The 16,124-nt window shown below is 66.1% G+C and carries 14 protein-coding genes; 3 read left to right on the top strand and 11 right to left on the bottom strand.

Translation table 11 applies throughout. From position 1 onward, the window contains the following. Positions 1-23: 23 nt before the first annotated feature. Both OXF11_12210 and OXF11_12215 read right to left on the bottom strand, forming a co-directional pair. Entirely contained in the window at positions 24-1,466 is a 1,443-nt protein-coding gene (locus OXF11_12210) for a UbiD family decarboxylase (protein MCY4487858.1), read from the bottom strand. 143 nt (positions 1,467-1,609) lie between these two features. Then, positions 1,610-1,945: a hypothetical protein gene (locus OXF11_12215; protein ID MCY4487859.1), complete on the bottom strand. Its 336-nt coding sequence runs from the start codon at positions 1,943-1,945 to the stop codon at positions 1,610-1,612. A gap of 238 nt (positions 1,946-2,183) precedes the next feature. On the opposite strand from OXF11_12215, the gene rpmB reads away from it, so the two are divergent. Next, positions 2,184-2,375, top strand: a complete 192-nt coding sequence (rpmB, locus tag OXF11_12220; protein ID MCY4487860.1) for a 50S ribosomal protein L28 — start codon at positions 2,184-2,186, stop codon at positions 2,373-2,375. A 6-nt stretch (positions 2,376-2,381) separates the two neighbouring features. Here the strand turns inward: rpmB and OXF11_12225 are convergent, their stop codons facing one another. The 8 genes from OXF11_12225 to OXF11_12260 all read right to left on the bottom strand — a co-directional run bounded on the left by OXF11_12225 (position 2,382) and on the right by OXF11_12260 (position 12,741). Continuing rightward, the gene (locus tag OXF11_12225) at positions 2,382-4,505 is read right to left on the bottom strand and encodes a bifunctional (p)ppGpp synthetase/guanosine-3',5'-bis(diphosphate) 3'-pyrophosphohydrolase (protein MCY4487861.1); all 2,124 of its coding nucleotides are present in this window, start codon (positions 4,503-4,505) and stop codon (positions 2,382-2,384) included. A gap of 53 nt (positions 4,506-4,558) precedes the next feature. Then, a complete protein-coding gene (gmk, locus tag OXF11_12230; GenBank protein ID MCY4487862.1) occupies positions 4,559-5,185 on the bottom strand; it encodes a guanylate kinase in 627 nt (208 codons plus the stop codon). Further along, positions 5,182-6,009, bottom strand: coding sequence for a DUF1732 domain-containing protein (locus OXF11_12235; protein ID MCY4487863.1), 828 nt, complete (start codon positions 6,007-6,009; stop codon positions 5,182-5,184). Before OXF11_12235 ends, gmk begins: the two co-directional genes overlap by 4 nt. Positions 6,010-6,034: 25 nt before the next feature. Continuing rightward, the gene (locus OXF11_12240) at positions 6,035-8,725 is read right to left on the bottom strand and encodes a UPF0182 family protein (protein MCY4487864.1); all 2,691 of its coding nucleotides are present in this window, start codon (positions 8,723-8,725) and stop codon (positions 6,035-6,037) included. Positions 8,726-8,761: 36 nt separating this feature from the next. Continuing rightward, positions 8,762-10,408 carry a thiamine pyrophosphate-requiring protein gene (locus tag OXF11_12245; GenBank protein MCY4487865.1) on the bottom strand — a complete coding sequence of 549 codons (1,647 nt, stop codon included), beginning with the start codon at positions 10,406-10,408 and terminating at the stop codon, positions 8,762-8,764. A 37-nt stretch (positions 10,409-10,445) separates the two neighbouring features. Further along, positions 10,446-11,093 (bottom strand): hypothetical protein, encoded by a 648-nt coding sequence (locus OXF11_12250; GenBank protein ID MCY4487866.1) that lies wholly within the window; start codon positions 11,091-11,093, stop codon positions 10,446-10,448. Between the two features lie 139 nt (positions 11,094-11,232). After that, positions 11,233-11,817: an ABC transporter substrate-binding protein gene (locus OXF11_12255; protein ID MCY4487867.1), complete on the bottom strand. Its 585-nt coding sequence runs from the start codon at positions 11,815-11,817 to the stop codon at positions 11,233-11,235. 126 nt (positions 11,818-11,943) lie between these two features. Next, on the bottom strand, positions 11,944-12,741 hold the full coding sequence (locus OXF11_12260; protein ID MCY4487868.1) for a dienelactone hydrolase family protein: 798 nt from the start codon (positions 12,739-12,741) through the stop codon (positions 11,944-11,946). A 243-nt stretch (positions 12,742-12,984) separates the two neighbouring features. On the opposite strand from OXF11_12260, the gene OXF11_12265 reads away from it, so the two are divergent. Beyond that, entirely contained in the window at positions 12,985-14,058 is a 1,074-nt protein-coding gene (locus tag OXF11_12265) for a dipeptide epimerase (GenBank protein ID MCY4487869.1), read from the top strand. Continuing rightward, positions 14,055-14,906: an isoaspartyl peptidase/L-asparaginase family protein gene (locus OXF11_12270; protein MCY4487870.1), complete on the top strand. Its 852-nt coding sequence runs from the start codon at positions 14,055-14,057 to the stop codon at positions 14,904-14,906. The genes OXF11_12265 and OXF11_12270 overlap by 4 nt, the downstream gene beginning before the upstream one ends. A gap of 271 nt (positions 14,907-15,177) precedes the next feature. Here OXF11_12270 and OXF11_12275 read toward each other — a convergent pair whose 3' ends face one another. Then, complete coding sequence (locus OXF11_12275) at positions 15,178-16,095, bottom strand: hypothetical protein (protein ID MCY4487871.1); 918 nt, start codon at positions 16,093-16,095, stop codon at positions 15,178-15,180. Between the last annotated feature and the right edge of the window lie 29 nt (positions 16,096-16,124).

Genomic DNA, 16,124 nt, shown 5'->3' on the forward strand with positions numbered 1-16,124 from the left:
ACCCGGAAAACCTTGATTTCGGGCTATGCGCCCGTGCCGTTGGTGCTGAACAGGACCTTGCCCCACTTCTTCTCGGTGGCATCGAGCACTTCGCGGGGCGATTCCGCCACCGGCGGGAACTGATCCATCCATTCGTAGGGACGGCACGCGTCGATGATGGCGCGGGAGTTGAAGCCCTTCTTCGTGGGATGCACGATCGGGTCCAGGGGACCGCTCCAACAGCGCCGGATGATGTCGATGTCCGCGTCGGGATCCGAGCGCGTGGCCATGGCCCAGATGACGTCGTCCGTGTTGGAGGGATCGATGTCGTCGTCCACCACGATGACGTACCGGCCGAGGTAGGCGCCGGCGTGGCACTGTGACGCCACCACCGCGGCCTGGCGCGCGTGTCCCGGGTAACGCTGCTTGATGGAAACCACCATGACCAGGCGGCTGCCGCCGGCCACCATCAGCCACACGCCCCTCACGTCCGGCACGCCCGCCTTCTCCATCTCGTCCCAGATCAGCGCGGAGCGCAGGTACGACCGATACCAGCCCAGCTCGGCCGGAGGCCTGCCCGGAGGTGACCCCAGGATGATGGGATCATTGCGATGGTACAGCCGCTTGATCTTGACGATGGGCTCGTTCCGCTCCGCGCTGGCGTAGTAACCGGTCCACTCGCCGAAGGGGCCCTCCACGCGGTCCTCGTTGAAGAGCACGTCGCCTTCCACCACGATCTCGGCGTTGGCCGGGACCATCAGGCCGGAATACGGCGCCTTCACCACCTCCAGGGGTTCGCCCCGGATTCCACCCAGGAAGTCGTACTCGGGCACCCCGTAGGGGACCTCGATGCTGCCGCCGAGGAACACCAGCGGATCGTGCCCGAAGGACATGGCCATCTTGAAGGACTCGCCGGTCTGTTGATACTTGTCCCGGTGAATGCGGCCGTGCTTGCCCGGCGAGATATAGAAACCCACGGTGTCCGAGTCGTGGACCATCACGCGATACGTACCCCAGTTGGTCCAGCCCTCGTCACGGTCGGAGGTGATGTCGATGCTGCCGGTGCCGATGTAGCGGCCGCCGTCCCGTTCGTGCCAGCGAGGCGTGGGGAACTTGAACAGGTCGATGTTGCCCTCCTCGAAGACGTTCTCGAACAGGGGGCTGTCCTTGAGCACCTTCGCGGGCACCGGCTTGATGTTCTTGTAGTGATTCCGCCAAGTGTTGACGAACTCCATCTTGCTGTCACCGGGCGGCAGATTCAACGTCAGGCCGATGCGCTTGCGTGAGGTCAACGTGTTGGACAGGACCCGGTAGCCGGCCGGATAATCCTTGATCTCGTCGAACAACACGGCCGGGCCGTCTTCCCTGCGCATGACCATTTCGGTGATGGCGCCGATCTCAAGATCCCAGTTGCACCCCTTGAGGGTCTTGAGCTCGCCCATGGCGTTCGCTTGTTCGATCCACTGACGACAATCATTGAATTGCATGGAACCTCCAATCCCTGGCGGTGAATTACGTTGGTTTGTCGGCCCGAAATCGTGCGGCCGGGCTGGAGCCACGGCCGACGGCCCGGCCACGCGCCGCTAAGGCGTCGGGCCGGCGTGCGCATGATGCGCGTGAAAAGCGAGGATCAGGCCTTCCGGTATTGCCCTCTTCCCGTGCGCTTGATGCGGCCTTCCTTGGACCAGCGCACGACCACCTGCCGGAGATAGGCACGCGGCTTCTCCTGGGCGGTCTCGTTGGCGCCGATGGTGTCCAGGGTGAACTCGTTGGGCAGCGTTTGGAAGATGGAATTCCAGTCGATCATGGAACCGCTGGGACCGCGCTTTTGCGGTCCGCGGGGACGCCCTCGACGCGGTGCCGGCTTGTCGTTCCCGGCCAGCATGCCGTAGATGACCTCATGCCGCTTGATCTCGTCGTTCAAGCCGTTGACCCGTTCGGTGGCCGAAGCCAATTCCTTCTTCAAGATATCGATCTGTTTCCGAACGCTGTCTCGCAAGTCCAACGCCATTTGGCTCCCCCGTGGCTGAAGTGTTTTCTAGGCCTTAACATGGCCCGCAAGAAAACACAACGCGCAAGTGCTCGGGGAAACGTGCTACCTGTATCAATTCGATCCTCCCGTCGACTACCTCACCTGCTTCGCAAACGCGGAACTATGTGGTATCCTCGACGCAATTGATCGAAAGGATACGGAAACAGTAGCCATGGCCAGAAGATGCACCATTTGCGGCAAGGGGCCCTCCGTGGGCAACAACGTCAGCCACGCCAACAACAAGACCCGGCGCCGCTGGCTCCCCAATCTGCAGCAGGTTCGCGCACGGTACAACGGCGCCGTGAAGCGCATCCGCGTCTGCACCCGGTGTCTGCGATCCGGCAAGGTCGAAAAGGTCGCTTGACGGACACTACCCCTGAACGCGGCTCGCCCGGTACACTCCCTTCACCCGCGAGATATCCTGCAGCACCCGCCCCAACTGATCGAAGCTGCCGATCATGATCTCGAAGGTGTTCACGGCCCTGTCGTCGAACGTTCGTATGTGAGCGCGCGCGATGTTGACGCCCGCCTCCGAGATGGCCGAACTGATGGCCGCGAGGAGGCCGGGTTTGTCCGCGCAGGTCACCTCGATCTTCACCGCCCGCGGCATTTTCACGTCGTCCGCCCAGTTCACTTCCACCTTTCGGGCCGGATCGCCCTCCAGGGCCGTCGGGCACCCCGCCACGTGGACCGTCACACCCCGTCCGCGCGTGATGATGCCGGCGATGTCCTCGCCCGGCAACGGATGGCAGCAGCGCGCGAACCGCACCAGCACGTCATCGATACCCGTGACGCGCACGCCGCGATCGCGTGACCCCACGAGCCGGAAAAGACGCTCCAGACCGCCCTCGATCTGCTCCTTGTCCTTGTGAATCTGTTCCGGCGGGAGCAGCTTGGCCAGCACTTGGTGCGACATCACCTTGCCGTAGCCGATGCCCGCCAGGAGACCTTCCTCGTTCCGGACTCCGAGGTCCCGTCCCAGCGTCTTGATGGTCCCTTGGTCCTCGAGCGCTTGGTAGTCGAGCCCGTGGCGGGCGAGGTCCCCTTCGAGGATCTCGCGACCCAGGGCCACGCTGCGCTCGCGCTGCTGCGCGGCAATCCAGGCGCGAATCCGGGATTTGGCGCGGGGCGTCTTCGCCACCTTGAGCCAGTCCCGGCTCGGGGTCTGCTCCTGGGTCGTGATGATCTCCACCGTGTCGCCGCTCCGCAGTATGTATTTGAAGGGGACGAGCCGCCCGTTTACCCGCGCGCCCGTGCAACGCTGTCCGATGTCGGAATGAATACGGTAGGCGAAATCGATGATGGTGGCGCCCTTCGGAAAGCTGTGGAGGTCACCCCCCGGCGTGAACACGTACACTTCGTCGGGGAACAGGTCCTCCTTGATGCTGTGCAGGAACTCCTGGGGATCGGAGAGGTGCTGCTGCCATTCGAGAAGCTGCCGCAGCCACGTGAAGCGCTGGAAGTCCGTTACCTGAAGGTCCTGGCCCTTCTTGTAGCGCCAGTGGGAGGCGATGCCCTCCTCGGCCACGCGGTGCATGTCGTGGGTGCGGATCTGGATCTCGATGCGCTGCGCATTGGGGCCGATGACGGTGGTGTGCAGCGACTGGTACATGTTCGCCTTGGGAAGCGCGATGTAGTCCTTGAACCGGCCCGGCACCGGGCGCCACTTGGAGTGGACGACGCCCATGGCCTCGTAACACTCGCGCTGGGTGTCCACCAGCACCCGAAAGGCCACGAGGTCGTACACCTGGCTGAAGTCCAGGCTCTGGTTCTCCATCTTGCGGAAGATGCTGTAGAAATGCTTGGGCCGTCCGCTTACCTCGCCGTCGATGCCCTCTTCGGCCAAGGCCTTGCTCATCCGCGATATGACGTCGTTGGTGTACTTCTCCCGGTTCTTCCGCTTCTGCGCCACGTTGTGCTTCAACTCGGCGTAGACTTCCGGGCGCAGGTACTTGAGCGCCAAGTCTTCCAGCTCGCTCTTGATCCAGTAAATCCCCAACCGGTGCGCGATGGGAGCGTAGATGTCCACCGTTTCCTGCGCGATGCGCCGCTGCTTCTCGACGGAAAGGTACTGCAACGTGCGCATGTTGTGCGTACGGTCGGCCAGCTTGATGAGCACCACGCGGATGTCCTTGGCCATGGCCAGAATCATCTTGCGGAAGTTCTCGGCCTGCTTTTCCTCCTGGCTGTTGAAATTGACCTGGCTCAGTTTGGTGACGCCGTCCACCAGCACGGCGATCTCCGCGCCGAACTGCTCCTCGATCTGCGGCAGCGTCGCCACGGTATCCTCGACGGTGTCATGCAGCATGGCGCCGATGATACTGGGAAGATCCAGCTTCAGGTCCGCCAATATTCCCGCCACCGCGAGGGGATGGGTCACGTAGGGTTCCCCGGAAAGACGCTTCTGTCCCTCGTGCACCTTCGCGGTGAACTGGTACGCCTGGCGCAACGGCTCCACGTCCGCCGTGGGCTGGTACTGCAGGACCTTTTCCACCAGCTCGTTGGCGGCGCCCTTGCCAGCCGTGCCGCGGGATCGGCGCCGGGAGCTTACACCGGCTTCCGCATCTGAATGAACCTGCAAACCTTCACCCTTTCAGCCGCGATGATGGCGGCAAGGCGTGCTACCGCATCGTCGACGTCGCGGTTCACGATGAAATAATCATACCCCGTGATTTCCTGAATTTCATGCCGCGCCCGCAACCAACGTTGCTCGATGGTCTTGCGCGCGTCCGTGCCCCGCGCCGCCAGCCGGCGCCGCAACTCTGCCAGCGACGGCGGCAGGACGAAGATGGAGACGGCGCTTTGAAAGTGCTCCTTGATCTGGCGCGCCCCCTGTACGTCGATGTCCAGCAGGACGTCCTGTCCTTTCCGGAGTTGCCGTTCCAGCATGCGCCGTGGCGTGCCGTAGAGGCTTCCGTGCACCTCGGCCCACTCCGCGAACTCGCCGGCGTCAAGCATCCGCCTGAATACCGGCTCGGACACGAAGTGATAGTCCTCGCCCTGAGTCTCGCCGGTCCGCGGCGCCCGGGTGGTGCACGACACCGACAGCCTCATCTCGGAGTGGACGTCCAAGACCCGCCGTGTCAACGTCGTCTTGCCCGCTCCCGAAGGAGCCGACACGATGAAGACGACGCCCGGACCGCGCCGGGCAAAGCTGCCGATCGTGACCGTCATTCCACGTTCTGGACCTGCTCGCGGATCTTTTCCACGCTTTCCTTGCCGCCCAGCACCAGCCGCACGACCTCGAGCTGCGGCGCCTTGGCACCGATGGTGTTCAGCTCCCGCTGAATCTCCTGCAGCAAGAAGTCGATCTTCTTTCCCACCGGCTCGCGCTCGCGCATCAGGCTGGCGAGCATCTCCACGTGGCTGCCGAGGCGCACCACCTCCTCGTTGATACTGCCCTTGAACGCGTTGCTGCCGGCTTCGCCCACCGGATTGGCCGCGGCGTTCTGCTCCTGGAGCCGCCGGTCGATGGACTCGGCGCTCTTCCCGAGCCGCCGGGACGTGTGGGTGAGCCGGCGCGCCTCCGCGGTCATGTCGCGCTTGAGGTTGCGCCCCTCCCGGTCGCGCGACCGGGTGAGCGCTTTCAGAGCCGCCTGCAGCGCGCGCAACGCAAGCTGCCGCTCGCCCGCTTCGATCTCTTCCGGCTCCTTGAACTGGAAGAGATCCGGCAGGCGCGGCACCAACTGGAGGTCGATGTCACCCTCGAGCCGGAAGCGTTGCTTGATACGCCGGAGCGCATCACAGTATTGCTCCATCAAGGCTTCGTCCACCTCCACGCGGTAACCGCGCCCCTTGAGCGGCGTCCGGTCCACGTAGATGTCGGTGCGGCCCCGGTGGATCTGCGCACGCGCCTGCTCCCGCAACTCGTCCTCGAGGCTCATGTAGAGCTTCGGCACGCGCAGGTGAACATCGGCGTGGCGGTGGTTGACGCTACGGATCTGTACCGAGCCCTTGCCCCGCCTGTCCTGGAGGATGGCTTGGCCAAAGCCTGTCATGCTTCTCATACACCCCCCGTATCACCTACGGCGTTTGCATGGCCTGGAGCGACTGCTCGAGCTGACGCAGCGCGTCGCCGAAGCCGGCCCAGTCGCCGGCCCGCAGGCGCTCCATCGAGCGCCGGTAATGCTCCAGTGCCCGGGCCTCGGCATCACCGCCCTGCTCCCTTGCCGCGGCGGACGTGACGGCGGGCGCGGGCGCCGCACCCTCGACACTTGCCGTGGAACCGAACAGCTCGCGCAGCGCGTCCTCCAGGTTCTCGCGCATGGCGATACGGTTGCCGAACACCGCGACCACCCGCTTGAGCTCGGGCAGCGATCCCTGCTCCGCCGCCAGGTACAGCGACTGAACGTACAGCAGCGAATCCTGGATGGGAATCGCCAGCAGGCTGCCGCGGATGACCTCCGAGCCGCGCTGGCCCCACAGGCTCAACTGCTGCGAGATGAAGGCGTCCTGGTCGATGCGGGCGTCGACCTGTTTGGGCCCATAGACCAGGCGGTCCTTGGGGAAATTGAGGGCCAGGAGCTTGCCGTAGTGGGTGCCGTCACTGCGCGCCGCCAACCACGCGCGCATATTGTCGCGGTTGTTGGGGGTAAAGGGCAGGAGCAGCACGAACTCCTCCTTCTCCTCCCCGGGCAGCCGCATGATGGTGTAGTACGGCTCTATCTGCCGCTCTTGCTCGTCCACCGTGCGGATGGGGACGCTCAACAGGTCCTCCTTGTTGTAGAAGACCTGCGGGTCCTGCATGTGGTAGGTGGCGTACATGTGCGCCTGCACCTTGAAGAAGTCCTGCGGATAGCGGACGTGGGAACGGAGCGCGTCGGGCAGGCCTTCCATGGGCTTGAACAGCCCGGGAAACCCGCTGGCGTAGGCCCTCACCACGGGATCGTCCCCGTCGGCGATGTAAAAGTCCACCGTGCCGTTGTACGCGTCCACCACGGTCTTCACGGAGTTGCGCATGTAGTTGCCGATCCCGTCCGTGGGCTCGGAGTAGGGATAGCGGTCGGAGGTGGTGTAACCGTCGATGATCCAGAAGAGCCGCCCTTCCGGCGTCACCACCAGGTAGGGGTCCTCGTCGAAATCGAGGAACGGCGCCAGCTTCCGCACACGGTCCTGGACTTTGCGGTGGTAGAGAATCCGGCTCTCCGGCGTGAGGTCGTTGGACAGGGAGATGCGCAGCGTAGCGAAACGCGCCGAGAACAGGAGTTTGCGCCAGAACGAGCGCAACGGCACACCGCCCTCGCCATCGTAGGTGGTGTAGACGTTCTGGTCGCCGGCCGGGTAGTCCAGCTCGCGCGCCCGCGTCTTGACGAACACGTAGTCGTTGGCCACCTCGCCGAAGTAGATCTCCGGCCGCGTCACCTTGAAGAAACCGTTGGATACCGGCGGGATGTTCTTGACGAAGAATTCGGGCAACCCTTCCTTGCTGATCTGGTTCACCGGGCTGAACACCACACCGTAACCGTGGGTGTAGATCAGATGCTCGTTGATCCAGATGCGGCTCGGAAGCTGCTCGTGGGACAGCTCGCGCGCCGACAGCATCACCTGGCGGTATTCGCCGTCGACCTGGTAACGGTCGTTGTCCACGTCCACGAACTCGTAGTAGGTGCGGATCTGCTGCAACTGGGCATAGGTGGACAGCAGTGGCTGGTAGTTCCACAAGCGGATGTTCTTGACGGTGGCGTCGTTCTCCTGCAGATCGTCCGCGGTCAGCACCTCGTTCACCGGGAACACCTGGGCCTCGACCCGGTCGAGACCGTAGGCATGCCGGGTCGAGCGGATGTTGCGCTCGATGAAGGGCGTTTCCGCCACCAGTTCGTTGGGGACCACGTGAAACTGCTGCAGGAAGGACGGATAGGCGTACATGCCCACGGCGTGCACCGCCGCCAGGGCGCCGAGACCGATGAAGAGGGTTCGCAAGCCCGGCCGGCGCATCTGCACCAGGCACAGCACCGCCACCAGCGCCGCCACCACCGCGAGCACGCGCAACGCCGGAAGGCGAGCGTGAATGTCGGTGTAGCCGGCGCCGAACACCACGCCGTTGTGCGAATTGAGCAGCTTGTAGGCGTCGAGCAGATAGCCGCCGCACAGGACCAGCAACACCAGCGCCAACAGCACCGAAACATGCATCTTGGCGGCGCGGTGCACCGACAGGCCGTTCTCGGAGTACTGGATGCCGCCGTAGAGGAAATGGACGAAGGTCGTGGCCACCAGGATCACGCCCAAGGCCACCAGGAACCAGCGGTAGACGGCGTCCAGAGCCGGGAGCTGGAACAGATAAAATCCGATATCCTTGTCCAGGAGCGGGTCCTGCATGCCGAAGGGAACCCCGTTGAAGTAGAGCAGCACGGACTCCCAGTGCATGGCCGCCTGAGGCGCGGCCAGGAAACCCAGCACCAGCGCCACCGGCAGCAGCAACCGGCGGATGAGGGGATCCAGCTCCTCGAAGCCCGGCACCTCGGGGTTGCTGCTCTGGAGCGGCACCACTCCCTCGCGCCGGCGCGCCGCGAGCTTGATGTTGAAATAGAAGAGCGCGAAGAACAGGAGCCCGGAGATCAGCCCCAGCGACACCTTGATCCACAGCGTCTTGGTGAATACCCCGGAGTAGCCGATCTCACGGAACCAGAGATAATCCGTGTAGAGGTAAACGGCCTCGCCGACGAGCGAGAACAAGATAAACGCGCCCAGCGCGATCAAACCGATGGACCTTCTCATGGTATCCTTTCAACGCTTCGGGGCCGCCGGTGCGGCTCAGAACGCGCCCTTGTAGGAATATTCGATTTCGGCGCTGGTGATGAACTCCAGCAGTGCCGCCCGGCCCTCTTCGGTGGCGCGCCGGGCGCGCACGATGGCGGGACCCACCTCGGCCGGGTCCTCCACGCGCTCGGCCCATCCGCCCATGGCGCGGGCCATGTCCGCGTAGTTTCCGCCCAGGTCGCGGCTGCCGTAACGCTCGTGCGACACCGTCATGTGGCGCGTCTCCACGGCCATGGTGGAGTTGTTGAGCACGATGGTCAGGATCGGGAGGTTCGAGCGCACCGCGGTCTCGAAGTCGAGCCCGGTCATGCCGAACGCGGCATCGCCCATGAAGTTCACGACGAACTTGTCCGGCGCCGCCAGCTTGGCGCCGAGGTTCAATCCCAGTCCGGTACCCAGGCCGTGGGACTTGCCCCACCCCAGGTACGAGCGCGGCCCGGCCGAGCGGTAGAAGGGCATGATCTGGTCCCGCGGACTGCCGGAATCGTGAGTGACGATGGCCTCCGCCGGGTCCACCGCCTTCATGAACTCGGCGATGACCCGGTACGGGTTGATGGGGACCTCGTCGGAGGAGAGCTTCTCGTTCCACGCATCGAGCCACGTGGCGCGCAGCTCGGCGATGGCGCGAACGGGGGAACGATCGTCCCGGGAGCGCCCGTTCAGCAGGTCCCTGGCCGCCTCGACGAACTGCCGCAGCACGAGCCGAGCGTCGCCGATGACCGGGTACTCGACGTCGTAGTTCTTGCCCACGTCGATGGGATCGTCGATCACCTGGATGAAGGTCTTGTCCGCCGGGATCGGTGTGGTCATGGGATGCCGGGTGAGGCTCGTGCCCGCGGCCAGCACCACGTCGGCCTGGCTGAGGAAGTGGTACACCGGCAGATTCATGACGCCGGAGGCGCTGCCCAGCGCCAGCGGGTGGGATTCGGGGAAAGCGCTCTTGCCGCCCATGGTGGTGACCACGGGCACGCGGGTGAGCTCCGCCAGCTCCAGCAGCTCCGGCGCCGCCTCGGCGTAGAGCACCCCCTGGCCGGCCAGGATCACGGGATCCCGCGCTTCCAGCAGCGCTTTCGCCGCCGCCATGACGTCGCCCGGGTCCGCCTGCGACACCGCCGCCTTCACCGGGCGGTACCGCTCCACGACCGCCGCATCGAGCTCTTCCCCGGCCACGTCCACGGGGATCTCCACCATCACCGGTCCGGGACGTCCCATCTTGAGGCGCGCGAACGCCCGCCTCATGGCATCGACGATCCGGTCCGCCGTGGTGACCTGCTCCACGAACTTGGTGACCGGCGCGTAGTTCCTGACGGAGCTGAACTGGGGAAAGACGCCGTCCCGTTCGCGCGAGTGCCCCAGGGGCAGGAGCAGCATCGGCACGGCGTCCGAGAAAGCCGTGGCCACGCCCGCGTAGGCGTTCTCCGCCCCGGGACCGAACTGCATGGCGAACACGCCCGGCGGCGTGCCGTTGTTGACCCGGCTGTATCCGTCCGCGATCCCCACCCCCACGCGCTCCTGGCGGCAGATCACCGGCCGGATGCCCGCCGCGGCCGCCGCTTCGATCAGGGTCGACGTGGGGAAGGCACTCAGGTAGGGCACCCCTTCGCGCTTCAGGATCTCCGCGATGACGTCCACCGTTCTCATGGTATCGACTGCTCCCTCCCAACCCTCCCGGGCAGGTTCATTCATTCTCCGGCAACGGCAGCGCGAAGTCCCGGCAAAGCGCGTCCCATGTGCCCAGCTCGGCCAGCGTTCGCAGGGTCGCCAGGGTCGGCGGGATGATGGCCATGCGCCCCCGCTCCGCTCGTTGCAGCCCCTCGGCGGGGGTGATCCAAAGACTCTCCGTCACCTCTTCCGATACCTCCAGCGGCGTCTGCCCCTCCGGCAAGACGGCCAGGAAGAAGCGGGTGTCGAAGCGCATGGCGTAACGCTCGGGCGTGGTGCGGTGGTAGAAGTAGACGAGCTTGCCGACGTCGCAGCAGAGCCCTTCGGACGTCAGCAGTTCCGGGAAGCTGACTTCACGGCCCAGCAGCGCGGTGCGCCTTGCCACCACGCGTTCCCAAGCTTCCGGCGCGACGGCCGCGCCGTTTTCCCGGACCACGCACAGCAGCACCCCCACTTCCTCGTACAGCTCGCGGATGGCCGCCACCCTGTGCCCCATGGCGTCCTCGGCGCTCAACTCGTCCCCCAAACGCGCACGGGCATCCGCGGGCGAGAGTCCGCGACACAGATCCAGCATCGCCGGCGAGGCATCCGCCCCCTTGACCGCGCCTCCGGGAAACACGAAGAACCCGCCGAGGAAACGCATTTCACGGGGCCGCCGTGTCATGAAGATCTCGAACACACCGGCATGCGCCGGACGCACGAGCACGAGGGTGGATGCTTTTTTGGGAACGGCTGGAACCGACTCTTCCTGCATGTATCCTCGGTGTGACCGGTGGAACCACCGTCCGTCGGCCGTCTTGGCGTTACCGGGCGCGAAGCTTGGCCATCAGGCTCTCGTAGGAACTCCGGTTGATCACGCGGTTGAACTGGGCGCGATAATTGTTGACCAGGCTGATGTCCTGGATGACGATGTCATAGATGAGCCACTTGCCGGCGGCCTCCACCCGGTGCAGGCGGTAGTCCAGGTCGAACCTGCGTCCCTTCCGGTCCACGATCCGGGTCTCGACCTGGGCGTAACGCCCGTCGATCTCCTCACCGGTGAAATGCACCCGCTGGCTTCTGAAACCGGCGATGCGGCTCGTATAGGTCTTCTCCAGCAAGGCACCGAAGAGCCGGGTGAACTCTTGCCGCTCCTCCGGCGTCCGACGGCGCCAGTGGGCGCCCAGCGAGCGCCGGGCCATCTCGGGGAAGTCGAAGAGCGGCAGAAAGACCGCCCGCACCCCTTCTATCCTGGCGTCCTCCTGAAGGCTGGAATCACCGAGGATGGCAAGACCGGCGCGCAACGCCTGCTCGACCTCGCTCCTGGGACCCTCCTCCGCCCACGCGGTCGGCGCCAGGCAACACGCCACCAACAGCAACCCGCACAGCCACGAGCGTCCGGAGCTCACGCGTGCACCTCGCATTTCCGCAAATGTCCGCTCCATGACACCCTGACTCCCCCAATCTAAGCGATTATCTCCGGGAAGCCAAACAAGACGCGGCCCGCGCGCCCTGGTAAGGGGACAAGCAGTGAATCAGGCCAGCCGGACCATCTTGGAGAAGTCGTACACGGCGGGGACGTCGCCCTCGAACTCCCATTCCACACGGGACGCTTCGGGCTCTTCGGCCATGTGCCGTTGGAGGAAACGCAACAACAGGGCCCAGGCGCCCTCGGCCGCTTCCGGCCGGTAGCGCCCCGGCATGGTATCGTTGAGCCAGCCGTGGGGCGCGTCGCGGAAGATGCGGATGTTGTAGGTCTTCCAGGCGTCCTCCAGCGCGCGCCTGAAACGGCGCACGTCATCCACCGAGATGATGTGGTCGCTGTCGCCGAACACCCCCAGCACCGGGCAGGACAAGCGCTGGATGAACTCCCCCACCGAGACCGGGCGCTCCTCGTGGGGCTCCCAGTCGCGTTGGTAGATGCCGCCGTAGAACACCACCGCGCAGCGCAGGTCGTCTCGGTGGGCCGCCGCCAGCAGCGGCTGTCGTCCCGTCTGGCACACGCCCATCACGGCGATACGCACGCCGTCGACATCGTCGAGACCGCGCAGGTAGTTGACGCACTCGTCCAAGTCCGTCAGCGCCTCGTCGTCACGGATGCCGACGCCGATATCGCCGCGCTCCAACGCTTCCCGGTCGCCGGTGAAGCGAGAGAACATGTCGGGCGCCAGGGCCACGTAGCCATTCCGTGCCAGTCGCTCGGCGATGTCCGTGGTGTGCCGCACGACACCGTAACGTTCATGGAGCTGGATCACGGCGGGGTGACGGCCGCCCTCCGCGGGTCTCGCCAGATAGCCCTTCTTGCCCGGAGCGAACTCGACCTCGGATATCATTTTCGGTCCTCCTTGGTGCTCCGTGCAGCCGCACGGCGTGGACGCATGTGTCTCGATGCTCGAATACGTAACAGATACGGCGAGATGAAGCGACGGCCTTCGACGGGAGCGCGGGCGACCCGTGGTTGGCCGACACAAGAACCGCAACACCCGGCGAAAAGGGTTCGCGAACCGTCGGACGTATTTGCGGGACGCCGCGACAGATTGTACGCTCTGGGCTGGTCGCTTGTTCTTGAATCGCCCATGCCGTGCATCACGCGAATCGAAGCGCGTCCCCTGGACGTTGCCCTGAAGGCGCCTTTCACCATTTCCGGCGCGCGCCTGGACGCGGTTTCCAACGTCGCCGTGCGACTGGAACTCGCCGGCGGCGTGAGCGGGTGGGGGGAGATTCCCATCCTGCCCACGGTCACGCCGGAAGATCAGGCCACGGCGCTGGCGGCGGCACGCCGGGCGGGAGCGGAATGGATCGGCAAGGAGGCGCTGCGCTGGCGCCCGCTCCTGGGCGCGCTCTCCGCCACGCTGGCCGGCGCCCCCACGGTGCGGGCAGGGCTGGAAATGTCGCTTCTCGACGCCCTGGCGCGGAGCCACGGCATGCCTCTCTTCGAGTACTTCGGCGGCGCCTCCGTGTCCGTGGAGACCGACATCACCATTCCCATCTGTGATCCGGCACAGGCCGAGGCCCTCGCCTCGGAATATCGCGCCCGCGGTTTCACCACGCTGAAGACCAAGGTCGGCGGCGACGTCGACGGGGACATCGAGCGCGTACGCGCCATCCGCGCGGGTCATCCGGGGTGCCGTCTCATTCTCGACGCCAACGAAGGCTACGACGCCGAACAGACACTGGCCGTGCTGTGCACGCTGCGCCGCCTGGGTATGGAGCCCGCCCTGCTGGAACAGCCGGTGCCGCGAGAGGATTGGGAGGGCCAGGCGCGCGTCGCGCGCGAGGCGGGGGTGCCGGTGGCGGCGGACGAATCCTGTCGCTCCGCCGAGGACGCCGCGCGCATCGCGCGCGACGGTCTCGCGCAGGTGATCAACATCAAGCTAGCCAAGTGCGGCGTGGCCCAGGCGCTGGAAATCATCGCCATCGCCCGCGCCTCCGGCCTCGGGCTCATGATCGGCGGCATGGTGGAGACACGTCTGGCCATGGGCTTCAGCGTCCATCTGGCGGCCGGCACCGGAGCCTTCCAATGGATCGACCTGGACACTCCCCTGCTGCTCGCCGAGGATCCGGTGCGCGGCGGGTACACCGTCAACGGCCCGCGCTATGAACTGGGGCATATCAGCGCCGGCCACGGCGGGGAGTTGACGGCGCGGTGAAGTTCCAGCCCGCCATCATCGTGCACGGCGGCGCCGGACGCGGATCGGGCTCCGAGCGGCGCGAACGTCTCGCCGGTTGCCTGGCGGCGGCCCGGACCGGTTGGACGGCAGTGCGCCGGGGGCGCTCGGCGCTGGAGGCGGTGGAAGAGGCCGTGGCCGTGCTCGAGGACGATCCGCGGTTCAACGCGGGCACCGGTTCGTCGTTGAACGCGGCCGGCGAGGTGGAAATGGACGCGGCGCTCATGCGCGACACCCTCGAGGCCGGAGCCGTGGCCGCGGTCTCCGGCATCCGCAACCCCATCCGCTTGGCGCGGAAGGTGCTCGACGACGGCCGTCACGTGATGCTGGCGGGCCAAGGTGCCCGCGACTTCGCGCGCCGGGCGGGCATCGAGCCGGTGCCGGGCGATACCCTGACAACCCAGGCCCAGCGCAACCGCTGGAGCGCCGGCCACGGCACGGTGGGCTGCGTCGCCGTCGACGCTCGCGGCCGCCTCGCGGCCGGCACCTCCACCGGCGGCACCCCGGGAAAGCTCCCCGGCCGTGTCGGGGACTCGCCGCTCATCGGTTGCGGCACCTACGCCGACGCCGTCGGCGCCGCCTCGTGCACCGGACAGGGCGAGGCCATCATCAAGGTCCTGCTGGCCAAGACCGCGGTGGACCTGATGGCCGCGGGGCTGATGCCCGCGACCGCGGCGCAACGCGCCGTGGAGTTGCTGGAGCGGCAGACCGGCGCGCAGGCCGGCCTCATCCTGGTAGACCGCTACGGCGCCGTCGGTTTCGCCCACAACGCCGAAGAGATGCCGGTGTGCGTCCTCACTCCGGAGGGGCAAACCGCCACGGCGAGCTGACGGGCCAATGCGCCGCGCGGAGACCCTTTCCGTCATTCCCGCGGAACAGGCCGCGTCAAAACTCCACCTGGCCACGACCCGGCAGCGGTCCCCCGAATCGTCATTCCCGCGAAAGCGGGAATCCAGGGGTGGCGAGGCCGAGAAACGCCCTATAGGGCCCCACCACCACCCCTGGATTCCCGCTTTCGCGGGAATGACGATTCGGGGGGTTGTTGCCTCTCTCAGATGGTGTCTTGACACGCCTGTTCCGCCGGAATGACGGTTCGAATCGTCAAACGCCGAAACGCGCCAAGCCCAGCGCCGCCAACCCGGCCTTGAGATTGTCGGGCGGCATCGGCGCTAGCAGAAGTTCGCGCACCGCCTCACCGCCCCCGGATTCCGCCACCCGCGCCATCACGGCGTCGAACGCCACTTCGGCCTCCGCCCATTCACGCACGGGATAAAGGGCGTCGAGCGCCGCCAGACGCAGCTCGTAGGGCTCCCGGTACGCGCCCGTGGCTTCGATGAACTCCCGCACGGGCGGCGAGACAGCGTCGGCGGCCGGCCCTCCGACCCCGCGCCGCACGGCGCTCGAGGACTGGTCCCGGAGGTGCGGCGGCAACGTCAACGGTTGCACCCGGTCCCTGTAGGGAACGTTCTCGGGCCGGTCCAGCAGAACGCGCAACGCCTCGGCACCCCAAGCCTCGCGGTTGGCCGCGATCAGCCGCACCTGCGCGAACAGGGTGTCCAGCGCGGCGTCGCGGTCTTCGTAGTACCGGGGGTCGAATATCTGCAGCACCTTGTCCATGCCGACGATGAACCACAGGTCCGCGTCGCCGCCGAAACACGCGCGGAACGCGGGCGCCTGATCGGAGTAGAGGCCGCGGTTGACCACCACGGCCGCGGTCCGGACATCGTCCGCGGTCAACAATGAAAGCAGCAAGAGCCGGTCCTCGCGGCACAGCCCTTCCACGCGTTCCTTGTCGACGGTGACGCTGCTGAGGGAGAAGGCGACGGTGTCGAGATCAAACCGCCGCCGAGCCGCCCGAGCCAGCTCCAGATGGGCGACGGTAGGCGGGTTGAAGGAGCCCGGCAGCACACCCACACGGCCGCCGCGGACGGGCTCCGAGCCGTCCACCAGGACGGCCCCGGGCGCATCCGCGGCCTCGATTCGTTCCAGCGCCTCCCGGAAAGCGAAGAGGCGCTTCAAATCGAAGAAGTCGTGGGGCGACGCACTCT

Source organism: Deltaproteobacteria bacterium (assembly GCA_026712905.1).
Lineage (GTDB): Bacteria > Desulfobacterota > Binatia > UBA9968 > JAJDTQ01 > JAJDTQ01.